This is a genomic window from Enterococcus sp. DIV0574 (genome assembly GCF_051711125.1).
Classification (GTDB): domain Bacteria; phylum Bacillota; class Bacilli; order Lactobacillales; family Enterococcaceae; genus Enterococcus_D; species Enterococcus_D gallinarum.
Genome location: NZ_JBIOMA010000001.1, coordinates 562,192 through 585,181, shown reverse-complemented (window position 1 = coordinate 585,181; position 22,990 = coordinate 562,192). Strand labels below are relative to the sequence as shown.

17 protein-coding genes are annotated in these 22,990 nt (G+C 42.2%); 3 read left to right on the top strand and 14 right to left on the bottom strand.

What is annotated here, in order from left to right; genetic code table 11:
• Positions 1-26 precede the first annotated feature (26 nt).
• The 10 genes from IGJ45_RS02850 to IGJ45_RS02805 all read right to left on the bottom strand — a co-directional run bounded on the left by IGJ45_RS02850 (position 27) and on the right by IGJ45_RS02805 (position 12,272).
• Positions 27-1,277, bottom strand: coding sequence for a PTS sugar transporter subunit IIC (locus IGJ45_RS02850; protein ID WP_003127370.1), 1,251 nt, complete (start codon positions 1,275-1,277; stop codon positions 27-29).
• A gap of 15 nt (positions 1,278-1,292) precedes the next feature.
• Positions 1,293-2,078: a tyrosine-protein phosphatase gene (locus IGJ45_RS02845; RefSeq protein ID WP_003127369.1), complete on the bottom strand. Its 786-nt coding sequence runs from the start codon at positions 2,076-2,078 to the stop codon at positions 1,293-1,295.
• A 3-nt stretch (positions 2,079-2,081) separates the two neighbouring features.
• Positions 2,082-3,959, bottom strand: coding sequence for a BglG family transcription antiterminator (locus tag IGJ45_RS02840; protein WP_005471633.1), 1,878 nt, complete (start codon positions 3,957-3,959; stop codon positions 2,082-2,084).
• Between the two features lie 397 nt (positions 3,960-4,356).
• Positions 4,357-5,961: a CTP synthase gene (locus IGJ45_RS02835; protein ID WP_003127367.1), complete on the bottom strand. Its 1,605-nt coding sequence runs from the start codon at positions 5,959-5,961 to the stop codon at positions 4,357-4,359.
• Between the two features lie 555 nt (positions 5,962-6,516).
• The gene (gene glnA / locus IGJ45_RS02830) at positions 6,517-7,857 is read right to left on the bottom strand and encodes a type I glutamate--ammonia ligase (RefSeq protein ID WP_021149242.1); all 1,341 of its coding nucleotides are present in this window, start codon (positions 7,855-7,857) and stop codon (positions 6,517-6,519) included.
• A 46-nt stretch (positions 7,858-7,903) separates the two neighbouring features.
• Positions 7,904-8,284 (bottom strand): MerR family transcriptional regulator, encoded by a 381-nt coding sequence (locus IGJ45_RS02825; protein WP_003127364.1) that lies wholly within the window; start codon positions 8,282-8,284, stop codon positions 7,904-7,906.
• Positions 8,285-8,542: 258 nt separating this feature from the next.
• Entirely contained in the window at positions 8,543-9,781 is a 1,239-nt protein-coding gene (gene hflX / locus IGJ45_RS02820) for a GTPase HflX (RefSeq protein WP_003127363.1), read from the bottom strand.
• Complete coding sequence (gene miaA, locus IGJ45_RS02815; RefSeq protein ID WP_005471628.1) at positions 9,778-10,698, bottom strand: tRNA (adenosine(37)-N6)-dimethylallyltransferase MiaA; 921 nt, start codon at positions 10,696-10,698, stop codon at positions 9,778-9,780. Before miaA ends, hflX begins: the two co-directional genes overlap by 4 nt.
• A complete protein-coding gene (locus IGJ45_RS02810) occupies positions 10,698-11,441 on the bottom strand; it encodes a glycerophosphodiester phosphodiesterase (protein WP_005471627.1) in 744 nt (247 codons plus the stop codon). The genes miaA and IGJ45_RS02810 overlap by 1 nt, the downstream gene beginning before the upstream one ends.
• Before the next feature lie 312 nt (positions 11,442-11,753).
• Entirely contained in the window at positions 11,754-12,272 is a 519-nt protein-coding gene (locus IGJ45_RS02805) for a hypothetical protein (RefSeq protein WP_003127360.1), read from the bottom strand.
• A gap of 179 nt (positions 12,273-12,451) precedes the next feature.
• Here IGJ45_RS02805 and clpP point away from each other — a divergent pair, with 179 nt between their 5' ends.
• Positions 12,452-13,042, top strand: a complete 591-nt coding sequence (gene clpP, locus IGJ45_RS02800) for an ATP-dependent Clp endopeptidase proteolytic subunit ClpP (RefSeq protein ID WP_003127359.1) — start codon at positions 12,452-12,454, stop codon at positions 13,040-13,042.
• Between the two features lie 83 nt (positions 13,043-13,125).
• Here the strand turns inward: clpP and IGJ45_RS02795 are convergent, their stop codons facing one another.
• From IGJ45_RS02795 to IGJ45_RS02785, 3 genes are all read right to left on the bottom strand, one after another.
• Positions 13,126-13,668: a gamma carbonic anhydrase family protein gene (locus tag IGJ45_RS02795; protein ID WP_003127358.1), complete on the bottom strand. Its 543-nt coding sequence runs from the start codon at positions 13,666-13,668 to the stop codon at positions 13,126-13,128.
• A gap of 215 nt (positions 13,669-13,883) precedes the next feature.
• On the bottom strand, positions 13,884-15,641 hold the full coding sequence (locus IGJ45_RS02790; protein WP_003127357.1) for an ABC transporter ATP-binding protein: 1,758 nt from the start codon (positions 15,639-15,641) through the stop codon (positions 13,884-13,886).
• Entirely contained in the window at positions 15,638-17,371 is a 1,734-nt protein-coding gene (locus tag IGJ45_RS02785; protein WP_005471624.1) for an ABC transporter ATP-binding protein, read from the bottom strand. Before IGJ45_RS02785 ends, IGJ45_RS02790 begins: the two co-directional genes overlap by 4 nt.
• Positions 17,372-17,778: 407 nt before the next feature.
• Here IGJ45_RS02785 and IGJ45_RS02780 point away from each other — a divergent pair, with 407 nt between their 5' ends.
• Both IGJ45_RS02780 and rnjA read left to right on the top strand, forming a co-directional pair.
• Positions 17,779-17,991: a DNA-directed RNA polymerase subunit epsilon gene (locus IGJ45_RS02780; protein WP_003127351.1), complete on the top strand. Its 213-nt coding sequence runs from the start codon at positions 17,779-17,781 to the stop codon at positions 17,989-17,991.
• 2 nt (positions 17,992-17,993) lie between these two features.
• Entirely contained in the window at positions 17,994-19,673 is a 1,680-nt protein-coding gene (gene rnjA, locus IGJ45_RS02775; RefSeq protein ID WP_003127349.1) for a ribonuclease J1, read from the top strand.
• A gap of 241 nt (positions 19,674-19,914) precedes the next feature.
• Here the strand turns inward: rnjA and IGJ45_RS02770 are convergent, their stop codons facing one another.
• A complete protein-coding gene (locus IGJ45_RS02770; RefSeq protein ID WP_147587117.1) occupies positions 19,915-22,977 on the bottom strand; it encodes an alpha-mannosidase in 3,063 nt (1,020 codons plus the stop codon).
• Between the last annotated feature and the right edge of the window lie 13 nt (positions 22,978-22,990).

The following is a 22,990-nucleotide window of genomic DNA, read 5'->3' as shown; positions in this document are numbered from 1 at the left end:
TTTAATTTATAGGCTGTCAGTACTTGTTATGCTTGCGCAATTTTTCCTTCTTCTGCCAGTGCTGCTTTATCTTGCCAGCGCATGAAAGGAATATAAATCAGCACGCATAACACAAATTGGATCAGCTGAGCGATAATCCCTTGCCAGCCATTCGTTAAGAAACCGCCAAAAATGATTGGAAATCCTGTTGGGATATTGACGCCATTATGATAAGGCATAAAGCCAACAATCGTTAATAAATAAGCTGATAAAACAGAAACAGCTGGTGTTACCATAAGTGGTATCAACATCCTTATGTTCATCACCTGCGGAATCCCAAATTTGATTGGCTCTGAGATTCCAAACATAGAAGGAATCAATCCAATTTTCCCAACAGCTTTGAGCTGTTCTGATTTGCAACTGAAAATGGCTAATAAAGCTACTGCAAAGGAACGAGCGCCGCGATTGTTGAGTATAAAACCAATGGTAAACAAATGTGGCAATGGTTGGCCAGCACTATAGGCAGCCAAGTTGTCTAGCATAGGTTGATAAAAGACCAGCATCAACACTGGATAGACAGCTAATACACCATGGATACCGAAAAACCATAGGAATTCAATAAATGCCACAATAATCATGCAAGCAAACACATTGGCACCCAATAAGGTTAGCGGTGCTTGAACCCACGTGTAGATCATATCTGTTAACGTTCCATATGGAGTAGCTGCTATTACAACATAAATAATCCCCATGATCGTGGAAACAATCACTCCAGGAACGATTGCAGCAAAGGACTTATTGACAATTGGTGGGACTGAGTCTGGCATTTTGATTGTCAGATTCTTTTCCACACATAGAATATAAATCCTTGCACCTAGTATCCCGCCGAACATTGCAACGAACATTCCACTAGAACCCAGCGTCGAAAACTCGATCACTTTGGTCTCTTCGAATGTTGCGATGGGACTTAAAATCAAGAATGAAACTAAACTCATAATGCCAGCGTTTAATTGATCTGCATTCAAATGTTCCGCCAGTTTATAGCCAACTAAGAAGGCAACATAGACGGAAATGACATCAATGGTCATCGCATTGATTTGTGTCAACAATGATTTAAGACCTATTTGATCCATTATTTGTTGTGTATTGCCAATATCGATGGCATTGATTAAAGAAGCAATCGAACTGATCATCATAATCGGCATTAACCCCATCATGGCATTAGAGATCGCTTTCATATAAACATTATTTTGCACCTTAATTGCTCCCGCCAACACCTTATTCTTAAACGTATTCATAATATCCTCCTATCCTTAATTTTGTAAGTATTTTTCTCTTAACAAGCGGATTTTTTGTTGGGAAAAACCAAGTTTGTTGACCACATAGCCCTCAACTCCACCATAAGCTCCGATTCGCGCCAATGCATTCTGCAAAAAATGACGATCAGCTTCTTTAAAATAGCGCATCGCCTGAACAAAATCGGGATTATCGGTCTCTTGAAGCAACAGCTGCAGGCTTTTCTCATTTTTTTCTTTTTTGTATACATTGGTTAAGAGATAGTCATGCATCACATCTGCTTCACTGACGCCAAGTAGTAATTGAATGAGAGCGACGCCATAACCAGTGCGATCTTTCCCTCCACGGCAATGTTGGACGATTGCCCCCTCTTCAGCTAAGTGAATTTCTAAGACTTCTCTATAAACGTCTTGACACTGTTTATTTTCAACAAATTCTTCATTCTGACGGATCATTAATTCTTTTGCCAGAGCCGCCGTCATTTTTTGGGGAGAAAGTGCACTTTCTTCATCATGTTCAGAAGAAGCTAGGGCAGCAATATCCGCAATGGGTGTCAAATAAAGAATCTCTGCATTACCGATCGGCCGATCTTCATTATTCAGTCTTTCCTTTTTATTTCGATAATCAATGATCTTACTGATTCCAAGTTGTACTAACTTTTCTTGATCTGCAGCTGTAATCTTGCTTAATTCATCAGAACGATAGAGTCGCCCACGTATGAGACGCTTTCCTTCTTTGTTACGGTAGCCGCCAAAATCGCGAAAATTGTATGCTCCTGATAGTTTGATTTTTTTGTCTGTCATAATCTACTCCTTTAAGTGATGGATAAATGTGATGAAGTCATTCGTCGCAATCAGTTCGTTCACTTTCTCAGATGATGTACATATTTTGATCAAATGATCGTTTAGCGACTTAGCCTTTAAATGGTCTTGCTCAGCAATGACTAGTAAGAAGACCAAACGAACCGATTGTTTATACCAAAATATTGGTTTCTTCAAATGGGCAACAGCAATCACTGTTTCCGATCCAATCAATACATTGGGGTGTGGAAAAGCAACCATCGGCAAGAAATCGGTTCCAAAAAAAGCTTCTCGTTCAAATACCAAAGCTTCAAAATTATTTGGCATCTGATATTGTTCGTTAATGCAATGACATAAAAAATGCAGCACTTCTTCTTTTGTTTCAAAGTCTTGGTCACAAATAAACAGCGGTTCCTTAAAGAAGGTCAAAAGTTTTTCAACGGTAAAAACAGTCGACAGTGCATCAGCTATTTTTTTGATCATTTCAGGCCGCATAAAATAGTCAAAACTCATTACAGGAATGGTTCCTTCATAAGGTAGATCGATTGATGAAAAGATAAAATCAAAGTCTTGTTCTTTTAGGAACTGAGCAAATTCATATTGATTACAAACCGTTACTTCTTTAATGTAATTTCGGAAATAGAATTCAAACTTTTCTTTTAAAAATGCATTGGCTGCTCTCCCCAGATCGTTTACAACTAAAATATACTTACGCTGCGTTTGTGAACTCTTCTTATTCAGGGCGACATCAAAGTGCATGGCTAAATAGCTAAGTTCATGATCGCTGATACGCTTATTGAAATGCGCAACGATTACTTGACCAGCAATAATAGCTAAATCGTATCCTACATTGCAATGGACTTTTACGTCATCTAACAGCGGGTTTTTCAGCTCAATTCCTAATTCGATTCGATCAATCAAAGGAACAAAGTGAAGCATCAGCATCGTCTGTAAGTCCAAATCTTGACTGAAGTCAATTTGTCTTCGGTTTTTGATTTTTTTTAGAACTTGCCTCACTAAGTCCGAAACTTCCTCTGAGACAACGTTTTTTTCATTTTTGGGAATGACCCGTTTCCCCACGATCTGACCAAGCACATAATTTCGCTCACATTCTGTAAAAAGAACACCGCATTCTTCTTCGATCCGCTTGACGATTCGCTTGCCTAATAATGATTGTTCAGCATTGGTTCTTCCTCCAATAGGCAGATTGCGATCCAAGTAGCGGCCGCTTTGCATTCGCATTACAGCGATTGCTAGGTGATTGACTAAGTTCGTCACTATAGCTTCTGAAATCGGATAGGCTTTTTGAGAAAACTCAGCTAAAATGATTGCTTGAATCTGTCGATGCAACTGCGATGGCGTCCCTTCACTAGAAGGTAATTGATGCAGTTGTTTAAGGTGTGTCTTTTGCAGATAATTGCTTGCCATAAAGCGACGTAAGTCGAATTCACTGCCGCAAAGCTTCATGCCGTAGTAAGGCTTTGTTTGGATGGATAAATTATAATGGCTTAAAATCCGTCGCAGTTTTTTGAGTTCTTGAGATAACTTGCTTTGTGAGATAAATAAGCGTTCACATAATAATTCTGACTTGATGTATTCGTCTTCTTGGACGAAGTACTCAATGATTTGTGTCACAAAATCTTCTTGAGGTGTGTTTTCTAAGCTACGTTGAAATAATTCATGATTGATTATTTGTAAAAACAAGCCACTTCCTTTCTTCCCTTGAATCACACAGCCATAAAGCGATTGGCTTTGATTGATTTTCTCCACATATCTACGAACTGTTTTCGTACTGACACCTACTTTTGCAGCGATCTCTTTGGTTGTCATAAACCCGTCTTGCTCTGAAAGAGCCCTGATCAACAATAAGCTTATTTTTTCCATCTTTCTCTCCCTCATTAATTAGTTTAGAGTCTATTGTAGTCAACCTCCATAGGTATATGGTCCCTTTTATTAGGGTCAATTTCTACAAGAAGTTTTATCTTTAATAGTTAGGAGTAGCTGAAAAGGCGTATCACTTCGGATGCTACTAAAAAAAGCACTAGCACTGGCTAGAACGGAAACACCCTTCAAAAGTTAACCCAAAAAACTAACTTTTGAAGGGTGTTTTATGAGAACGTTCCTTTATAAATGGGTCGAGTGATCCTGACTATATTTCCCCCACATTTATTTAGAGCGTACTCTTATGCTTAAAAAAAGGCTGTAGGCCTCCCTTTTCCGGGACATTGCCTACAACCTGAAACCAGCTCAACAGCTGGTTTTTAATCTGGTACTATATGTGTTACCCACGATTGTCTAATGATGCACCAACAAATGCTTTGATCAATCGTTGTGGACGTGTTGGTCGTGAAATCAATTCGGGATGGAATTGGCAACCCACAAAGAATTTATTTTCTGGAATCTCAACGATTTCAACTAAGCGATTGTCTGGTGAGACACCTGAGAAGACCATACCTTCTGCTTCAAAGATTTCGCGGTATTTATTATTGAATTCATAACGGTGACGATGACGTTCTTGTACGACTTCTTCTCCTTCATAGGCTGCAGCTGTTTTCGTTCCTTTTTTGACTTTACATGGATACAAGCCTAAACGTAGCGTACCGCCTAAGTTTTCAATATTTTCTTGATCTGCCATCAAATCAATGATGTTGTTTGCTGTATCGGGATCAGTTTCTGCCGAATTCGCATTTTCTAACCCAACGACATTGCGGGCAAATTCCACGCAGGCCATTTGCATTCCCAGACAAATCCCTAGGAATGGGACATCATTTTCACGAGCATACCGAATCGCTTCGATCTTGCCTTCGATTCCACGATCGCCAAAACCGCCGGGAACTAAGATACCGTCTGCATCCTGTAAGTATTCGGCAACATTGTCTTTCGTTAATTCATGGGCTTTGATCCAATCGATCGTAATGTCGGCATCATAAGCAAAACCAGAATGTTTCAATGCTTCAACAACAGACAGATACGCATCTGGCAATTCCACATATTTCCCTACCAATGCAATGCGGACTTTCTTTTTCAAGTTCAATACTTTTTCCTCTAATGCTTGCCATTCTGTCATATCAGCTACTGGCGCATTCAATTTCAAGTGATCACAAACGATTTGATCCATTCCTTGTGCTTGTAAAGCCAATGGGATCGAATAGAGTGTTTCTACATCTCGGGATTCGATAACCGCTTCAGGTGCAACATCACAAAATTGGGCCAATTTGTTTTTTGTTGATTGGGACACAGGTTGTTCAGTCCGAACCACTAGGATATTTGGTTGGATACCCAATCCTCGCAACTCTTTTACACTGTGTTGCGTTGGTTTGGTTTTCATTTCACCCGCTGCCTTTAAGTAAGGAATCAACGTTGTATGAATGTACATCACATTGTCCGAACCAACGTCAGCTTTCATTTGGCGCAACGCTTCTAGAAACGGCAACGACTCGATGTCGCCAACGGTTCCGCCGACTTCAGTGATGATGACATCTGAATCGGTCATTTTTGCTGCCCGCATGATTTTTTCTTTGATTTCATTGGTGATGTGCGGAATTACTTGGACAGTTGCTCCTAAGTATTCCCCTTTACGTTCTTTGCGCAAAACTTCTGAATAGATTTTTCCAGTCGTTACATTTGAGTATTTGTTCAAGTTGATGTCGATGAAACGTTCATAATGGCCTAAGTCCAAATCTGTTTCTGCACCATCATCGGTCACGAATACCTCACCATGTTGGTATGGGCTCATCGTTCCTGGATCAACATTGATGTAAGGATCAAACTTTTGGATCGTTACTTTTAAGCCACGATTCTTCAATAAGCGTCCTAGTGATGCTGCCACAATACCTTTACCGATCGAAGAAACCACACCGCCGGTTACAAAAATATATTTTGTCATAAACTGAAAAACTCCTTTTAAACTATTTTGCAGGAAAAGTACTTAGAAAATAAGAAAAGCTCCCTATCCATAAATGAATAGGGAGCGAAAATTCTAAATCACTTTCTGACTCTTTTTCAAGAGTGCCCAAACAGAATGATACAATCTTGCCTAGCAAAAGTCAAGCAAACTTTTCTCGAATCCTTTCTGGATGCGGATACATCGAAAAATCGCTGATTTCGATGAACATTCAATCGCTAAACTTCTTTCTTACTTTCTTAATGGATTCTTTGGGTCTGCTTGTCATAATGATTCTTGTAGAGGAAGCTCGGTGCTTTACTTGTTTTGTTACAAATGATCAGAAATCGTTTTCTTATCATTTTTGCGAAAACAAGGTGCAGGTTCGATTCCTGTCTTCTACTTTGAATAGATAACAGAACAAAACCGCTAGATTGGTTTTCTCTAGCGGTTTCTTTTTTTGTATCGGTTGTCACAGACGCTTCAATAGATTCTAAGGACCATCTTCCAATGACTTATTCGTTTGTTGCCTCTGCAGATCGAACGACTAGTAATTGATTAGTACAATTCAAGGTACTGCTCGCGTTCCCACTCAGAAACTGTTTGACGGAAAGCGGCCCATTCCAAACGTTTGGCTTCCACAAAGTTCGCAAAAATGTGTTTGCCCAATGCATCGATCATCACGTCATCTTTACGCAATTCTTTGATCGCATTGTGGATCGTTGATGGCAGGTCTTCGATTTGTGCTTCTGCACGTTCTTCTTCATTCATCACATAAATGTTGCGGTCCACTGCAGGCGGCGGTGTCAACTCACGACGGATACCATCTAAACCGGCTTGCAGCAAGACAGCCATTGCCAAATACGGATTAGCGGATGGATCAACGGAGCGCAATTCTAACCGGGTGGACAAGCCGCGAGATTCAGGAACACGAATCAGTGGTGAACGGTTGCGTCCTGACCAAGCAACATAAACCGGTGCTTCGTAACCTGGGACCAGACGTTTGTAAGAATTGACTGTTGGGTTGCAGACTGCTGTATAAGCACGGGCATGTTCAATCAAACCGGCTAGGAAATGATACGCCGTTTGGCTCAACTGCATTGGTCCTTCTTCATCAAAGAAGACATTTTCTTTTCCATTGAACAAGGACATATTGCAGTGCATACCTGACCCATTGATGCCATATAATGGTTTTGGCATAAATGTCGCATGCAAACCGTGTTTGCGGGCAATCGTTTTGACAACTAATTTGAAAGTTTGGATGTTATCGCACGCTTCTACCGCATCGGCATATTTAAAGTCGATTTCGTGCTGGCCTGGTGCTACTTCGTGGTGGGAGGCTTCTACTTCAAAACCAAGGCTTTCTAATTCTAATACGATATCGCGGCGGCAGTTCTCACCTAAGTCAGTCGGTGCAAAATCAAAATAGCCGCCTTTGTCATTTAGGTCTGTTGTGATTTCGCCATCTTCATCTAATTTGAAAAGGAAAAATTCCGGTTCAGGCCCAAGATTGAAAGAAGTAAAACCTAGAGATTCCATATCTGATAGTGACCGTTTTAAATTGCCGCGAGGATCGCCAGCAAATGGCGTGCCATCAGGGTTGTAGATATCACAAATCAAACGAGCGACTTTGCCATGCTCACTTTCCCATGGGAAAATCATCCAAGTAGATAAATCTGGGTAAAGGTACATATCACTTTCTTCAATCCGTACGAATCCTTCAATGGAGGAGCCATCGAACATCATTTTGTTCTCAAGTACTTTTTCCAATTGGCTAACTGGTACTTCTACATTTTTGATCGTTCCCAAGATGTCAGTAAACATCAAGCGCAAGAAACGTACATTCTCGTCTTTAACGATTTGTTTGATATCTTCGGCTGTTCTTTCAATTTTCGGCATAATATCCCTTCCTTTGACCTTTATTCTTTCGTGCCACAACATTGATCTACATTAGCGGACCTTTTTGTTGGAATGGCTGTTGTTGATTCAGACCACCTTGCGCTAGGAGTTCGTCATAAAAGATTCGACGAACATCTTCGTCAGTCAGTGGCGGTTTGTTCTTTGCTTCTTGTTCTTTGGCAATTTTCATCTCGTACACACGTTTGATCCCAGCCATATTCAAACCATCTGACAGATAGTCTTTGATTTCTAATAGCGTATCGATATCATTTAATGAATACATGCGTCGATTACCATCACTGCGTTCTGGATGGATCAGTTCTTGTTCTTCATAGTAACGAATTTGACGAGCCGTCAGATCCGTTAGTTTCATCACTGTTCCAATCGGAAAGACAGACATCGAACGCCGCAACTCTTTTTCCCGCATAACGTGGCGCCTCCCTCATTTAGATGATCCTGCATAACTTAATTGAAACTATACCAATTGTTTTTTCCACTGTCAACCCTTCATGTAAGAAAAAGTGACATAGACATTTATTTTTTTCTGTTTGGCAGAACAATCACTAGAAAACCATCCTTTTACTGGTCGAATGAAAAAAATTTCCAGTGGTAATAACTGAAAAAAAAACTGCGTGCAGGTATTAGAATTCCCTACACACAGCTCGACCACTTCATTTCCTGAGCGTTACTCTTCAATTGTTGGATAGATCCCGGCAGAACCTGGCAATGCAAAACCTTTTAGGTGATAGGTTTGATCTTCCTCGTCAAAGTCATTGGTAAGCAAGAGTGTTTCCCGCTTCAAACGGCTCAATCGCTTGCCTTCATTGGCAGCTAAAACGGTTTGATAAGGCTGCATGATTTGCATGAGTTCCATTTTAATTGCTTGGATCAGTTGTTCTTTCCCTTTACTGCTCTTGGCAGAAATCAAAACATTGGGGAACAGCGTCGGCACAAATTGTTCTGGATCAATGCGATCAGCTTTATTATAGATCGTCAGAACTGGGACTTGCGTCAATGATAGTTCTTCCATCAATGCTAAAACTGTTTTTTCTTGCTGTTGCCGATCATGAGAACCAGCATCAACCACATGCAGCAGCAGATCCATATTTTGACTCTCTTCTAATGTAGAATGAAAGGCATCGATCAATTGTGTCGGCAGTTCTTGAATAAAGCCGACAGTATCGGTAACGGTCACTTCCAATCCTTCCGGCAACCGCCAACGCTTTGTCAAAGGATCTAACGTCGCAAACAGTTGGTCTTGCTCATAGGTATCCGCACTAGTCAATAAATTCAAAATCGTTGATTTCCCAGCATTGGTATACCCGATCAAACCGATCTGAAAGACTTGACTGTCGCGGCGTTTCTGACGGGTACGATCACGATGAGCAGCGACTTCCTTCAACTCTCGTTTAATGATCGTGATCCGATTACGGATATGGCGTCGATCCGTCTCCAGTTTGGTTTCTCCTGGTCCTCTCGTTCCAATACCGCCCCCCAGACGGGACATATTTTTCCCTTGTCCGATCAATCGAGGCAGCAAATAATCTAATTGTGCCAGCTCTACTTGCAGTTTTCCTTCTTTTGAACGAGCGCGCATAGCAAAGATATCTAAAATCAATTGGACACGATCAATAACTGGCGCCCCTAATTCTTCACCAATCAACTGGCTTTGTCGGGGTGTCAATTCATGATTGAAAATCACCAAATCAGCTTCATGGGCATCCACTAACTGTTGCAGTTCCGCCAATTTTCCTTTTCCGATCACTGTTTGCCGATCAACTTGCGGCCGTTTTTGGATCAGTGAAAAAATCACCTCTCCGTTTGCTGTTTTGGTCAAACTTTTCAATTCATTCATTGAGGACGCAAAGGTCGAATAATTTCGTTCTGTTTCTACGCCAACAAGGATTACGCGTTCTTGTGTCATTCCTTCTCCTCCAACCATTGGTCGATCGCTTTTTCGATCGAAGATACGTCCTCAGGATGCTGGACAAGATCGACCCATCTAGGAGCGAGACGATTCTTGAACCAAGTCAGTTGCCGTTTGGCGTACCTGCGAGACTGTTGTTTGATTTGTGCGACCGTTTCTTCTAATGAACATGTACCGGCAAAATAAGGGGCAAATTCTTTGTACCCGATTCCTTTTGCTGCTTGGGTCTCAGGATGGATCAGCACCTGTTGTGCTTCCGCAACCAAACCTGCTTCCACCATTTGATCGACTCGCTGATCAATACGCTGATACAACAACTGTCGGTCTGTGGAAAGCCCAATCATAAAATAATCGTATACCGCTTCCGGTGCAGTAGTCGGGGCTGCAATGCTTATTCCCGTTGTTTCCAAGACTTCCAACGCGCGGATCACTTTACGTTCATTGTTGTAATGGATCTTTGCTGCGGCTAAAGGATCTAATACCTGCAACTTTTGCCATAGCGCTTCTTTGCCAATTCTTGCTGCTTCTTGCTGGTAGCGCTGCCGAACGGAAGGATCACTTTCCTCAGCGGCTCCTAATTGATAGTCATAGAGTAAAGCCTGGATGTACAATCCGGTTCCCCCTGCTACGATAGGCAGATGACCTCGTTGATGGGTGGCCGTGATCAACTCACGGGCTTCTTTTTGAAATTCTGCCACAGAATAGGATTCATGGCTGTCGCGAATATCGATCAGATGATGAGGGATTCCTTGCATTTCTGCAGCTGTTACCTTGGCTGTCCCAATATCTAAGCCACGATAGATCTGCATGGAGTCGCCGCTGATCACTTCTCCCTGATACTTTTTCGCCAGTTCGATGCTTAAGGCCGTTTTTCCAACCGCAGTCGGTCCGACTACCACAATCACTTTTTCCATCAATGAGCTTCCTCCTGAACCTTCCTTTGGACTTCCCGGACTCGCTCAGGAAAATTGGTAATAATTCCCGTGACCCCTACTGCAAGACAGTGACGAATTTCTGCTTCTGTATCGACTGTCCAAGGACGAATGGCAATCGGATAATCCGCGATCTGTTCCTCATGTTTCTTGACCCACTCATAGGCAGGATGAATCCCTTCAATGTAAGGGCGCGACAATGCTAACGGAGGTTTCGCCTCCGATTTTCCCATAATAAAGTCAAAGGTTGCTTGCGGTTCAATCGCATACAATCGATCCAATGTGTCAACATTGAATGAACAATACCAATGAGTAAAGGGCCAGCTTTGACTGGCTAACAATTCAGATACTTTCTTTTCGATCCCTTGATACTCGTAATGGTCTGTTTTCAATTCAATCGTTAAAATACCACGATAATTCTTTGCTGCTAAAAGATCGAGGACTTCCTTCAACGTCGGCACTTTTGTGGCGGCATAATCTTCTGAGAACCAGCTGCCGGCATTCAATTCTTTTAGTTCTGTCAGCGTTTTATCACAAATTCGGCCTTTGCCGTTCGTAGTGCGATCGACTGTTTCATCATGCATTACGATCAGGTGACCATCCTTTGATAGATGAACATCTAGTTCAATGATATCGGCTTTGACCCGAACTGCTTCTGCAAAGGCTGGTAACGTGTTCTCTGGACGGTCTCCACTACTGCCACGATGGGCAACGATTTGTACCATTTGTTTCACTCCAATCTTTTTCTATTTTACCACGGAACCCCATAGAACCAAACTCCTACTCCTTGTGCCATCCTCATTTTCTAAAGGCATCGCTAGGATTTGTATATATCAGAGAATCGACAAAAAAAGAGGCTATGACAGAAGTTTTTCCACAAAATGATCCTCCCAACAATCATGAAATTGCTCCTACTCTGCAGCAGGTCTTCATCAAATACACGATGCAGAGCGCAATTCCGTTCACGTCCTTCGGATCATCTCGTTGCAACTTCTGTCACAGACTCAATGTTATAGCCCCATTCTCGATTGACTCGACTATAATGGTTTAGAAAAATAAGTTAATGGTTCATTGGTCAAATTTTTCATTTGCGTTTTGCGCTCATTGACCATTTCAGTCAGTGTATCCAAGAAATTCTCCATGATGACACGACCGCCTTTATACGTATAACCGCCGATCTTCACCGTTTCTTCTGGTGAAAGGATCACTCTGCGGGTACCGATTTTCTTGAAAAATTCTTCTAAAAAATAATTCGGCAAATAAAAGTTATTCTGTGCGGCAAAAGACTGTAAATAAGCAAAATCATCGATCGTTATATAACAGTCATCGAAAGCATCGAAACTGACATATTCGTCCATCAGGATCACCCGTTTTTGTAAAATTTCGCTGATTTTCCTGTTCAATTGGAGAAGTGTCTCGATTTCTTTGACTTTATGCTCCAACAGCCGTCGCCGTTTTTCTTTTTGTTCATCGTAACGAATTCTGAGATTGAAGATGATCGTTACTAATAAGGCGCCTACTAATACGCCGATAAAACCTGCAATCGCTACTGCCATTTTCTTCTGACCCTTTCATGCTTACTTTCTTTTTATTGTATCATAATTTAAAAGAGAGGCAAAAAAGATAACGAACTTTTTATTTGACCTTTATTGACCTAATGGGTATACTTACTTTTAGATATTGCAAAAACTTTGTGCTAAACTATATCTATATCGATTTTTAGGAGGACTAAAAAATGAATTTAATTCCTACAGTCATTGAACAATCATCTCGTGGCGAAAGAGCCTATGATATCTATTCTCGTCTATTAAAAGACCGCATCATTATGTTAAGTGGTCAAGTAACAGATGATTTAGCCAATTCGATCATCGCCCAACTTTTATTCTTGGATGCACAAGATTCTGAAAAAGATATCTACTTGTACATCAACTCACCAGGCGGAAGCGTCACAGCCGGACTAGCAATCTTTGATACCATGAACTTCATCAAAGCAGACGTGCAAACGATCGTTATGGGGATGGCTGCCTCAATGGGTTCATTCTTATTGACAGCTGGTGAAAAAGGCAAACGCTTTGCTTTGCCAAATGCTGAGATCATGATCCACCAACCATTAGGTGGCGCACAAGGACAAGCAACAGAGATCGAAATCGCAGCTCGTCACATTTTGCAAACTCGCGAACGCCTAAACAAAATCTTGTCTGAGCGAACAGGTCAACCAATCGAAGTCATCGAAAAAGACACAGACCGTGATAACTTCATGACTGCTCAAGAAGCAAAAGATTACGGCTTGATCGACGAGATCATGGAATCAAACAGCTTAAAATAATTCATCCATCAAAAAACCAGCTGTGCTGAAGCACGCTGGTTTTTTTGCGTCATTAAACGAGATCCGATTGACTTCGCTTGCCATTAATAAACATATTTCCCTTGCAAGTAGTCTTTTCCCAAGGAAACATAATGGGCGATATTGGCTTTGTTTTTGGCAATTTCTTCCTCTGTCAACGGACGAATCACTTTAGCAGGACGTCCAAAAGCCAGCACATTGGGCGGAATGATCGTTCCTTGAGTAACTAAAGAACCGGCACCAATCAAACTGTTTTCACCGATAACTGCATGGTTCAAAACAATGGAACTCATGCCGATTAAGGCCCCTTTTTCAATCTTACAGCCATGAAGCATGCACTGATGACCGACAGTCACATCTTCTGCAATGATCGTGGGTGCATCATGATCCACATGAATGATCGTCCCATCTTGAATATTGGTCCGCTCACCTACTCGAATATAATTTGCATCTCCCCGCAAAACTGCTTGGAACCAGACAGTCGCCTCACTGCCGATGGTGACATCTCCGACGACAGTCGCATTTGGCGCGATAAAGTTTTGCGTACTAGCAGTTTCTGCGTTTAGTTGATTTCGTTTTTGGCTATTTGTCTCTTTTTTCCGATCCATTGTTAAACTCCTTTAGGATTTTTCTTTCTCCACTACACTTTACTACTACACTTTACTACTATACTTTACTACTATACTACTCTATTCCTGTACCCATGATACCATGAATAACTATGAAAACCACGAATCAGTCCGTAAGAGAACAGCGACTATATGCGGATATCTTCACACTTCATACAAAAAAAAGAGTGCGGCTGACACCACACTCTTTTGACCTATTCTGCTTCTTCTGAAAACTGACTCTGATAAAGCTGACTGTAAAATCCCCCAGCTGCCAGTAGTGTTTCATGATTGCCTTTTTCTATGATTGCTCCTTGATCCATGACTAAGATCAAATCGGCTTCCCGAATCGTAGACAACCGGTGAGCAATGACGAAACTGGTTCGTCCTTCCATCACTTTGTCCATCGCTTTTTGGATCAACGCTTCGAGCCGTGTGTCCACAGAGCTTGTTGCTTCATCTAAGATCAAGATTTTCGGATTAGAAATGACTGCTCGAGCAATCGTCAAGAGTTGTTTTTGACCAAGCGAGATATTATCCCCTTCGGAATTGATAAACATCTCATAACCGTCCGGCATCGTCCGGATGAAATGATCCACATTGGCTGTTTTAGCTGCATCGACCACTTCATAATCGGTCGCATCTAACTTACCAAAACGAATATTGTCTCCGATCGTTCCTTCATACAACCAAGCATCTTGCAGAACCATGCCGAATAACGAACGGACATCGCTGCGGGCCATTTTCTTCGTATCAATACCATCAATCTTGATCGCCCCTTCGTTGACATCGTAGAAACGCATCAACAAATTGATCAATGTGGTCTTTCCGGCTCCAGTTGGTCCGACGATCGCTACCGTCTGACCAGCTTTCACTTCAAAGTTCAAATCTTTGATCAGCGGTTTCTTCGGATCATAGGCAAAACCGACATGTTCAAATTGAACATCCCCATGAAATTCCGCTGGCAATGGAATATCTGTTTGGTTGACTGGTTCTTCCGGTTCATCCAAAATCTCAAAAACCCGTTTTGCAGCTGCCGAAGCACTTTGTAAGACAGAGGAAAGCTGGGTAATATTCCCCATTGGCTGACTCACTTGCCAAATGTATTGGATAAAGGCTTGCAGTTGCCCTACCACGATCACACCGCCAATTACATAGAAACTTCCCATAACTGCCATAGCAATATACGTAAAGTAGGCAGTCATTTGAACTAACGGCATCATCAATCCCGAGACGAAGGCCGAACGGAAGCCGTAATAGCGCAGTTGGTGATTGACTTTTTTAAAGCCGTCAAGTGTTTGTTTTTCTCGTCCATAGACTTTCAATACACTGAAACCAGTCATATTTTCCTGAACATAACCGTTCAAGTCTCCTAATGCATTTTGCATGCCTTGGAAGTCTTTTTGCGATTTCTTGACGATCGTTCTTGAAATGATCAATGACGTTGGAATCATGATCAATGCGATCAACGCCATAAACGAATTGATATAAAACATCATCGCTACCGCCATGATGATTCCTAGAAAGGCATTGACGATCCCGATCAAGGCTTGCTGCATCGCACCACTGACTGCATCCACATCGTTCGTTACCCGTGACAAGATATTTCCTTGCTGATTTTTGTCAAAATATGAAACAGGCAAGCGGTTGATCTTTTCTTCAATGTCTTGACGTAAATCACGCATCGCAGATTGAACGACATTTGTGATCAAAAGCCCTGACATTAATTGTGAGAAACAATACCCTACACCGACAACGGTGATCCAGATCAAACAAACGATGATGTAATCAAAATTCAGCGGCTCTCCCGCTGCAATATTCCGACTGATCTCTGTTGTAGGCAATCCGGACACATACGGCAATGCCGCGTTAAAGCCAACTGTAGCGACAGTAAAAAGTAAGACTAAAATAAAGGAGACTTTGTAGGGTTTGATGTAGCGCCCTAAACGTTTTAAAGAAGAGAATGCTTTCATTGTGCCAACTCCTCCTCTGATAATTGTGATGCTGCAATGTCGTAATAAACCGAGCAGTTTTCCAACAGTTCTTTGTGGGTGCCGATACCAACTACATCGCCTTCATTCAACACAATGATTTTATCCGCGTGCATGATCGTCCCCACACGTTGCGCCACGATCAAAACAGTTGATTCGGTCGTTTCTTTTTTCAAACGCGCCCGTAATTTGGCATCGGTTTGATAATCCAGTGCAGAAAAACTATCATCAAAAATATAGATCTCGGGACGACGGATCACCGCACGAGCGATCGCCAGCCGTTGTTTCTGACCACCAGAAAAGTTCGTGCCTCCTTCTGCTAGACGTGCATCAAAGCCATCCGGTGTTTTAGCAATAAAATCAGCTGCTTGTGCGATCTCAACCGCACGTTCTAAGTCCGCTTGTGTCGCATCTTCTTTCCCATAGCGCAGATTTTCTGCGATCGTTCCAGTGAACAGCAACGCTTTTTGGGGAATAAATCCGATCTTATTTCTCAAAGCGGACAAGCTGTACTCGCGAACATCGATCCCATCAATCAAAACCTGTCCTTTTGTGACATCATAAAAACGAGGGATCAATTGGATCAATGTTGATTTCCCGCTTCCAGTACTGCCGATGAAAGCAACTGTTTCACCAGGAGAAGCAGTAAAACTAACATTGCGGATCACAGGACTCTCAGCATGTCCCGGATAGGCAAATGTCACATTCTTAAATTCCACATATCCTTTGGTCTTGCCTTCTGTCACTGGCTGTTCGGCTTCCACGATTTCTGAAGTCATATCCAATGCCTCCTGAATCCGTCGGGCTGAGACCGCTGCACGTGGATACATCGTAAATATAGTCGCAAACAACATGAATGAGAATAGAGCATGGAAGATGTATTCGATAAAAGCAATCAAGTCACCGACTTGCAGTTGCCCATTTTCGATTTGAATACTTCCTGACCAAATGATCAGTACCATCACGATATTGAATAAGAAGAAAAAGCCCGGCTGTGCTGTCGCCATCAAACGGAACAAGCTGCGAGAGCTGGATGCATACGCTTGATTGACTTTGCTAAAGCGTTTCTCTTCAAATTTCTCATTTACGAACGCACGGATGACCCGTAAACCAGACAAGTTTTCCCGCAAAATACCATTGATCTTATCCAAATTGGCTTGCTGCTTGTTAGACAACGGCTCGGAAATCTTTGCGATGGCTATCACAGCAATCAACAAGATCGGCAGTGCCCCTAACACATACATCCCTAATTTTGTACTTGTCCGCATGACCATATACAAACTGACCGCAAACATCATCGGCGTCATCAATCCAATCCGCAGAATATTCTGCAAGAACAACATGATTTGATATGCATCATTGGTCACCCGAGTAATCAAGGATGAAACACCGATTTTTTCATATTCCGTATGTGAATAACCTTGCACCTTTTCAAAAAGATCATCTCGAACATCTGCTACGATATTCGTTGTGATTCTTGAGGTAAAGTACCCTAACATAATATTCATTGCGATCCCTGTCAAAGTAATAGCAATCATTGCCATTCCCATCTTCCAGATATACTCTCGGTCACCATTTCGAATACCGACATCGATCATTCGAGCCAGCAATGTGGGTAATCCTAGTTCAATCAAAATAAATCCAAACACACAGATGAAATTAAAAACCAACAGTTTTTTATTGCGCATTGTGTAATGCCACATTAATTTCAAAAAAGCCCCTCCTTTTTTTACACATTATTTTTACTATATCATAGTCCCAATTTCAAGTAACCCACTTCCCGAAGAAAAAAAGGAGATATTTTAAAGTATTTTTTTAAGGATGACCAAGGGAAGCCCTTTCAAACCAACTAGTTTCTATACTTATTTACTTTTCTATGATAAACTAATACTACTTGTAATGGAACGATTTACAAAAACCGGTGAATTTTTTATGACAACATTTGGAAAGCAAAGACGAGGCTTTCTCTTTTTTCTCACAACGATTGTCTGGAAAAAGCATGTAGCGGTCCACTGACGACCCCCACTTTTCAGGTCACTTATCTAGGGCCTTGATTTTGTGATGCACCGAATCGAACAAAACGATAAACTACTGCATTAGCAGATAAAGGAGAATTTGTATGATTTACAAAGTTTACTATCAAGAAACAAAAGACCGCAACCCAAAAAGAGAACAAACCCATTCCCTGTACATTGACGCAGAAAGCGCGGTTGCTGCACGCCGTACAGTCGAACAAAACACCCCATATAACATCGAGTTTATTCAAGAACTTGATGAAAAACATCTTGCGTATGAAAAAGAGAACGCTGATTTCAAATTAGCGGAGTTTTAATAATGAAAGTTTCTCTAAAAAATAATGAAACTGGCGTATTCGGCGTCGGCGGACTAGGCGAGATCGGAAAAAACTGTTATGGGGTTCAATTCCAAGACGAGATCATCTTGATTGATGCCGGGATCAAATTCCCGGAAGATGAACTACTTGGAATCGACTATGTGATTTCCGATTATAGCTACATTGTCCAAAACATCACGAAAGTCAAAGGGTTAGTCATCACTCATGGTCATGAAGATCATATTGGTGGTATTCCTTACCTTCTGCGTGAAGCAAATATCCCAATCTATGCTGGTCCATTAGCATTGGCTTTGATTACCAACAAGTTGGATGAACACGGGTTACTGCGAGATGCTACATTACATGAGATCAATGAAGATACCGTGATTCGCTTCCGCAAAACATCGGTCAGCTTTTTCCGAACGACCCACAGTATTCCTGATGCGCTAGGCGTTGTGGTGAAAACACCTTCGGGAAATATCGTAGCAACTGGTGACTTTAAGTTCGATTTCACACCCGTGGGCGAACCAGCAAACCTACACAAAATGGCCAGAATCGGAGAAGAAGGTGTGCTATGCCTCCTTTCTGACAGTACCAATGCTGAGATTCCGACCTTTACCAAGTCAGAAAAAACGATTGGTAGTTCGATCCGCAAGATTTTCGAAAAAATCGAAGGCCGGATCATCTTTGCCAGCTTCGCTTCCAATATTTTCCGTTTGCAACAAGCAGCAGATGCTGCGGTTGCCACAGGTCGTAAGATCGCTGTCTTCGGTCGAAGTATGGAAAATGCGATCGTTAATGGGCAGCGCTTAGGTTATATCAAAGTCCCTGACGGTACATTTGTCGAATCTCATGAGATCAATCGCTTACCAGCTAATGAAACCATGATCCTATGTACTGGCTCTCAAGGGGAACCAATGGCAGCCCTTAGTCGGATCGCCAATGGTACTCATCGACAAATTCAGATCCATCCAGACGATACGGTCATTTTCTCTAGTTCACCGATCCCTGGAAATACGACTAGTGTCAACCACTTGATCAACTTGCTGTTAGAAGCAGGTGCACATGTGATCCACGGGAAATTGAATAATATCCATACCTCGGGACATGGTGGTCAAGAAGAACAAAAATTGATGCTTCGTTTGATGAAGCCTAAGTTCTTTATGCCGGTCCATGGAGAGTTCAGAATGTTGAATATCCATACCCAACTGGCACAAGATGTCGGCGTTCCAAAAGAGAACTGTTTTATTATGGAAAACGGTGATATGCTGGCGTTAACTGCAGATTCTGCTCGTCGAGCAGGTCATTTCAATGCGGGTGATGTCTATGTTGATGGTAGTGGAATTGGCGACATCGGTAACGTTGTCTTACGAGACCGTCGTATCTTATCAGAAGAAGGCTTAGTGCTAGCCGTAGCCACCGTCGACTTGACGAAAAAAGAAGTCTTAGCAGGACCAGACATTCTTTCCCGCGGATTCGTCTATATGCGGGAATCTGGCGAGATGATCAATGAAGCACAACAGATCCTGTTCCGTGCCCTCAGAGAAGTCTTGAACCAGCCAGATCCTAGCGAACATAAAATGCGAGAAGCCATGTCAGCTGCTTTGCAACCCTTCTTATTTGAAAAAACAGAACGTCACCCAATGATTCTTTCGATGATCATGACACCTGACGACCACTAACAAAAAAACTCGACCAAACCCTCAATGGAAGTGGTCGAGTTTTTTATTTTTCATCCTACTGACTTCCTTAGGTTTAAGACTCTCTTCTTTCGAAATTGGACGCAGGATTATCGGTACTGTCTCTTGCCACAGCTATTTAAAACTACTTTGGAAACTTAGCTATATTGGAGGCTATATTAAAAACTGTCTTAAAAACGATCTAAGAAGTGATCTCACCGATACATCTCTTCAGGAGAACTATCTACTTTTCGCTAAGCACCAGTTTAATGGTTTTAACTTCATATGGATGCAATGAAAATGCGATCGGCTCCGCTTTTAACTCTTCGCTAGCTTCTTCCATCATGTTCGTCTCTTGCCAGCGAATTTTGCCAGTTCCATGACAGTGAATGGTGACGTCGCGATCGCTCCCTAAATGGTCATAGCAACGCAAAATCCACCCGCTTTGATCTTCCGCTAACTTCAATGCGTCGATTATCAAACTTTCATCAGCCTCGATTTCAAGAGGAATACTTGCCATCTCTGTTTGAAGTTGACTCAATGGTGCATTGATCTCCCAAGCTTCTTCCATCACCTGACCAGTTGCAAAATCTCCTTGATGCGGAAATAGGCTGTAGGTAAGCGTGTGGGAACCAAGATCTGCCTGAGGATCCGGGTATGTTGCTCCTTTTAATAAAGATAATCGCAGCTGATTGCCTTTGATATCGTAGCCGTATTTGCAGTCGTTCAAAAGGGCCACCCCGTAATCCATTTGTGCAACATCCGCCCACTGATGACCTACTGTCTCAAATTTGGCGATATCCCAGCTCGTGTTCCAGTGAGTTGGACGCTTCACATTCCCATGCTGAATATCAAAAATAGCTTCTGTCGCGCGAATATTGACATCAAATTTCACTTTCAACAATTGCTGGCGTTCTTGCCAATCCACCGTGGTAACAAAATCAATTCGCTTCGTATGAGCATAGAAATAGATTTTTTGTAAAATAGTTGACTGCCCAAAAGTGACTTGCTGTTCTAAGACAGTAAACAAAGGATTGTTCGCGATGACTTGAATGCCTGCACTGCTTAGCTCCGTGCCTTTTTCTTGATAAAAAAGATCGATATCCCACGCATCGAAATTCAATGGTTTGTCTTCAAATAATTGAAAGACATTCCCTGTCCCAGCAAGCACTTCTCGTTGTGCGGTTTTGTCATAGATCTGGGTCAAATGCCCCGCCTCATTCCATCGGACTTGATAAAACGGAGTCTCGAGTTGGTCTTTTTCACTAACGGACACTGCTTCCAATGGCAACGCACAGATACAATCCGGCAAAAGACTCGCTTGGAATGCTGGCAAATGTACCAGAGCGTAACAGGAACCGTCGAAGAAAACTTGCTGCTGTTCAGGTACCGTGCCCGGTGCTACTGCAATGATGCTTGTTCGCTGCCAAGCGGCTGTATTGATGATACGTAATTGTTGTTCTTCTGTCTCAAGAGCAGTTGTCAGAGCATGAAGCTGCTTTTGACAAGCAAGTGCTTCGTTCCGATAATCTTGATAGACTTCTTTGATGGAAGAGCCCGGGATAATGTCATGAAATTGATTCTTCAAGACGCTTTTCCAAAGCTTTTCGAATACTGCAGCAGGATAAGCCGTTCCTGCTGTCATAGACTGAAGACTGTACAAACATTCAAGTTCCCGCAAGCGTATTTCAAACCAGCGATTCATTTTCTTGATAAAGGCCTGCGAAGTATAGGTACCGCGATGGTACTCCAAATACAGTTCCCCATCCCAGATTGGTAGATCGTTCGAATTTTGGTCGACAGTTTCATGTAACTCTTCAAAAAAGTCAGCAGCCCGACCCGTTTTAAGCATCGGTAATCCCGGAATCTCAGCCATCTTTCTGCGGTTTTCCAACATTTCTCGGGTGACACCACCGCCGCCATCTCCATGTCCATAGGAAATCAATAGATGTTGATTCAATGCTTTATTTTGATAGCTGCGATATACTCCTAAAACCGTCTCCGGGGTCAGCAACCCATTATACGTGTAAAACCAATTGGATTTTTCTGTCCAGCTGCCACCACCTGGAACGGGTGTCGTGATGAAATGCGTCAAAATTTCAGAGCCATCGATCCCCTTCCATAGAAAGGTGTCGTTTGGCATGCGATTGTATTGATTCCAACTTATTTTCGTCGTCATAAAGGTATTGATTCCACTTTTTTTCAGAATCTGCGGCAACGCCCATGAATACCCAAAAACATCCGGCAGCCAGAGATAGGTGCTTTCCCGCCCGAATTCCTCGCGAATAAACTTTTTTCCGTAGAGAATCTGGCGAATAAGGGATTCGCCACTAGGCAGATTACAATCTGCTTCGACCCACATGGCGCCATCAACTTCCCAGCGGCCTTCTGCGATTCGTTGTTTGATTTGCACATACAATTCAGGATAGTCCTCTTTGATATATTGGTAAATTTGCGGCTGAGTTTGAAGGAACACATATTCTGGGTATTCTTTCATCAATTTCAAGACTGTAGAAAAGCTGCGGGCCGCCTTTTCACGCGTGTGCTTCAACTGCCAAAGCCACGCAAGATCAATGTGGGTGTGTCCAATCGCTGTGACTTGAACCAAGTCACTTTTGGGAAGTGCTTGCAGCGCCTCTTTTAGAAAAAGATGTGCTTCCCGCAAACTATCATAAAACTGCGGTGATCCTTTTTCTCGCCAATCGATCCGTTGAAACGAACCATTCAACATCTTGAGCAGCCGAACCTTCCGGTCATGATCCTCTGCTAATTGCTGGATCGTTTCTAAAATCATTTTAGAAAGATAAAAATAATCGTTGGCTTCTTCATCCAAACAACCGATAAATGCAGCTTTCAGTTCATGAATCAGCTGTCGTTCCTCGCCACCGCCTTCTAGTCCAGACCATAGCTTCAGCGCAACGATCACTTCTTTTCCTAAATTTGCAGGTTCTAATAGAAATTCTTTGTGGTTGGCGTCGATTCCCTGAACAGGGACACCATCAATAAATAAAAGTGATTCAAAACCAGAGTTATTGCCGCCACCAGTTTTTCCAAAATCAAAAAACAATATATTCATCTTCGGGGGAATGGTGACTTTCGCTTGAAGCCATAAATAGCGATCCCTTCCTTGCCACGTTTCCCCTATGTGCATGACTTGTTCAGTCGAAAAGAGTGGCGGATATTTCTGACACTTTGTCTGATCCTCTGTGACAAACCATTGCTGGATCTGACGCTTGTTTCGATACCTCAATGCCTCGATTTCTTGAATGCGGTGCTTGATTTTTGCTTCTTGCATAAAATAATCCATTTTGTTCTGCTCC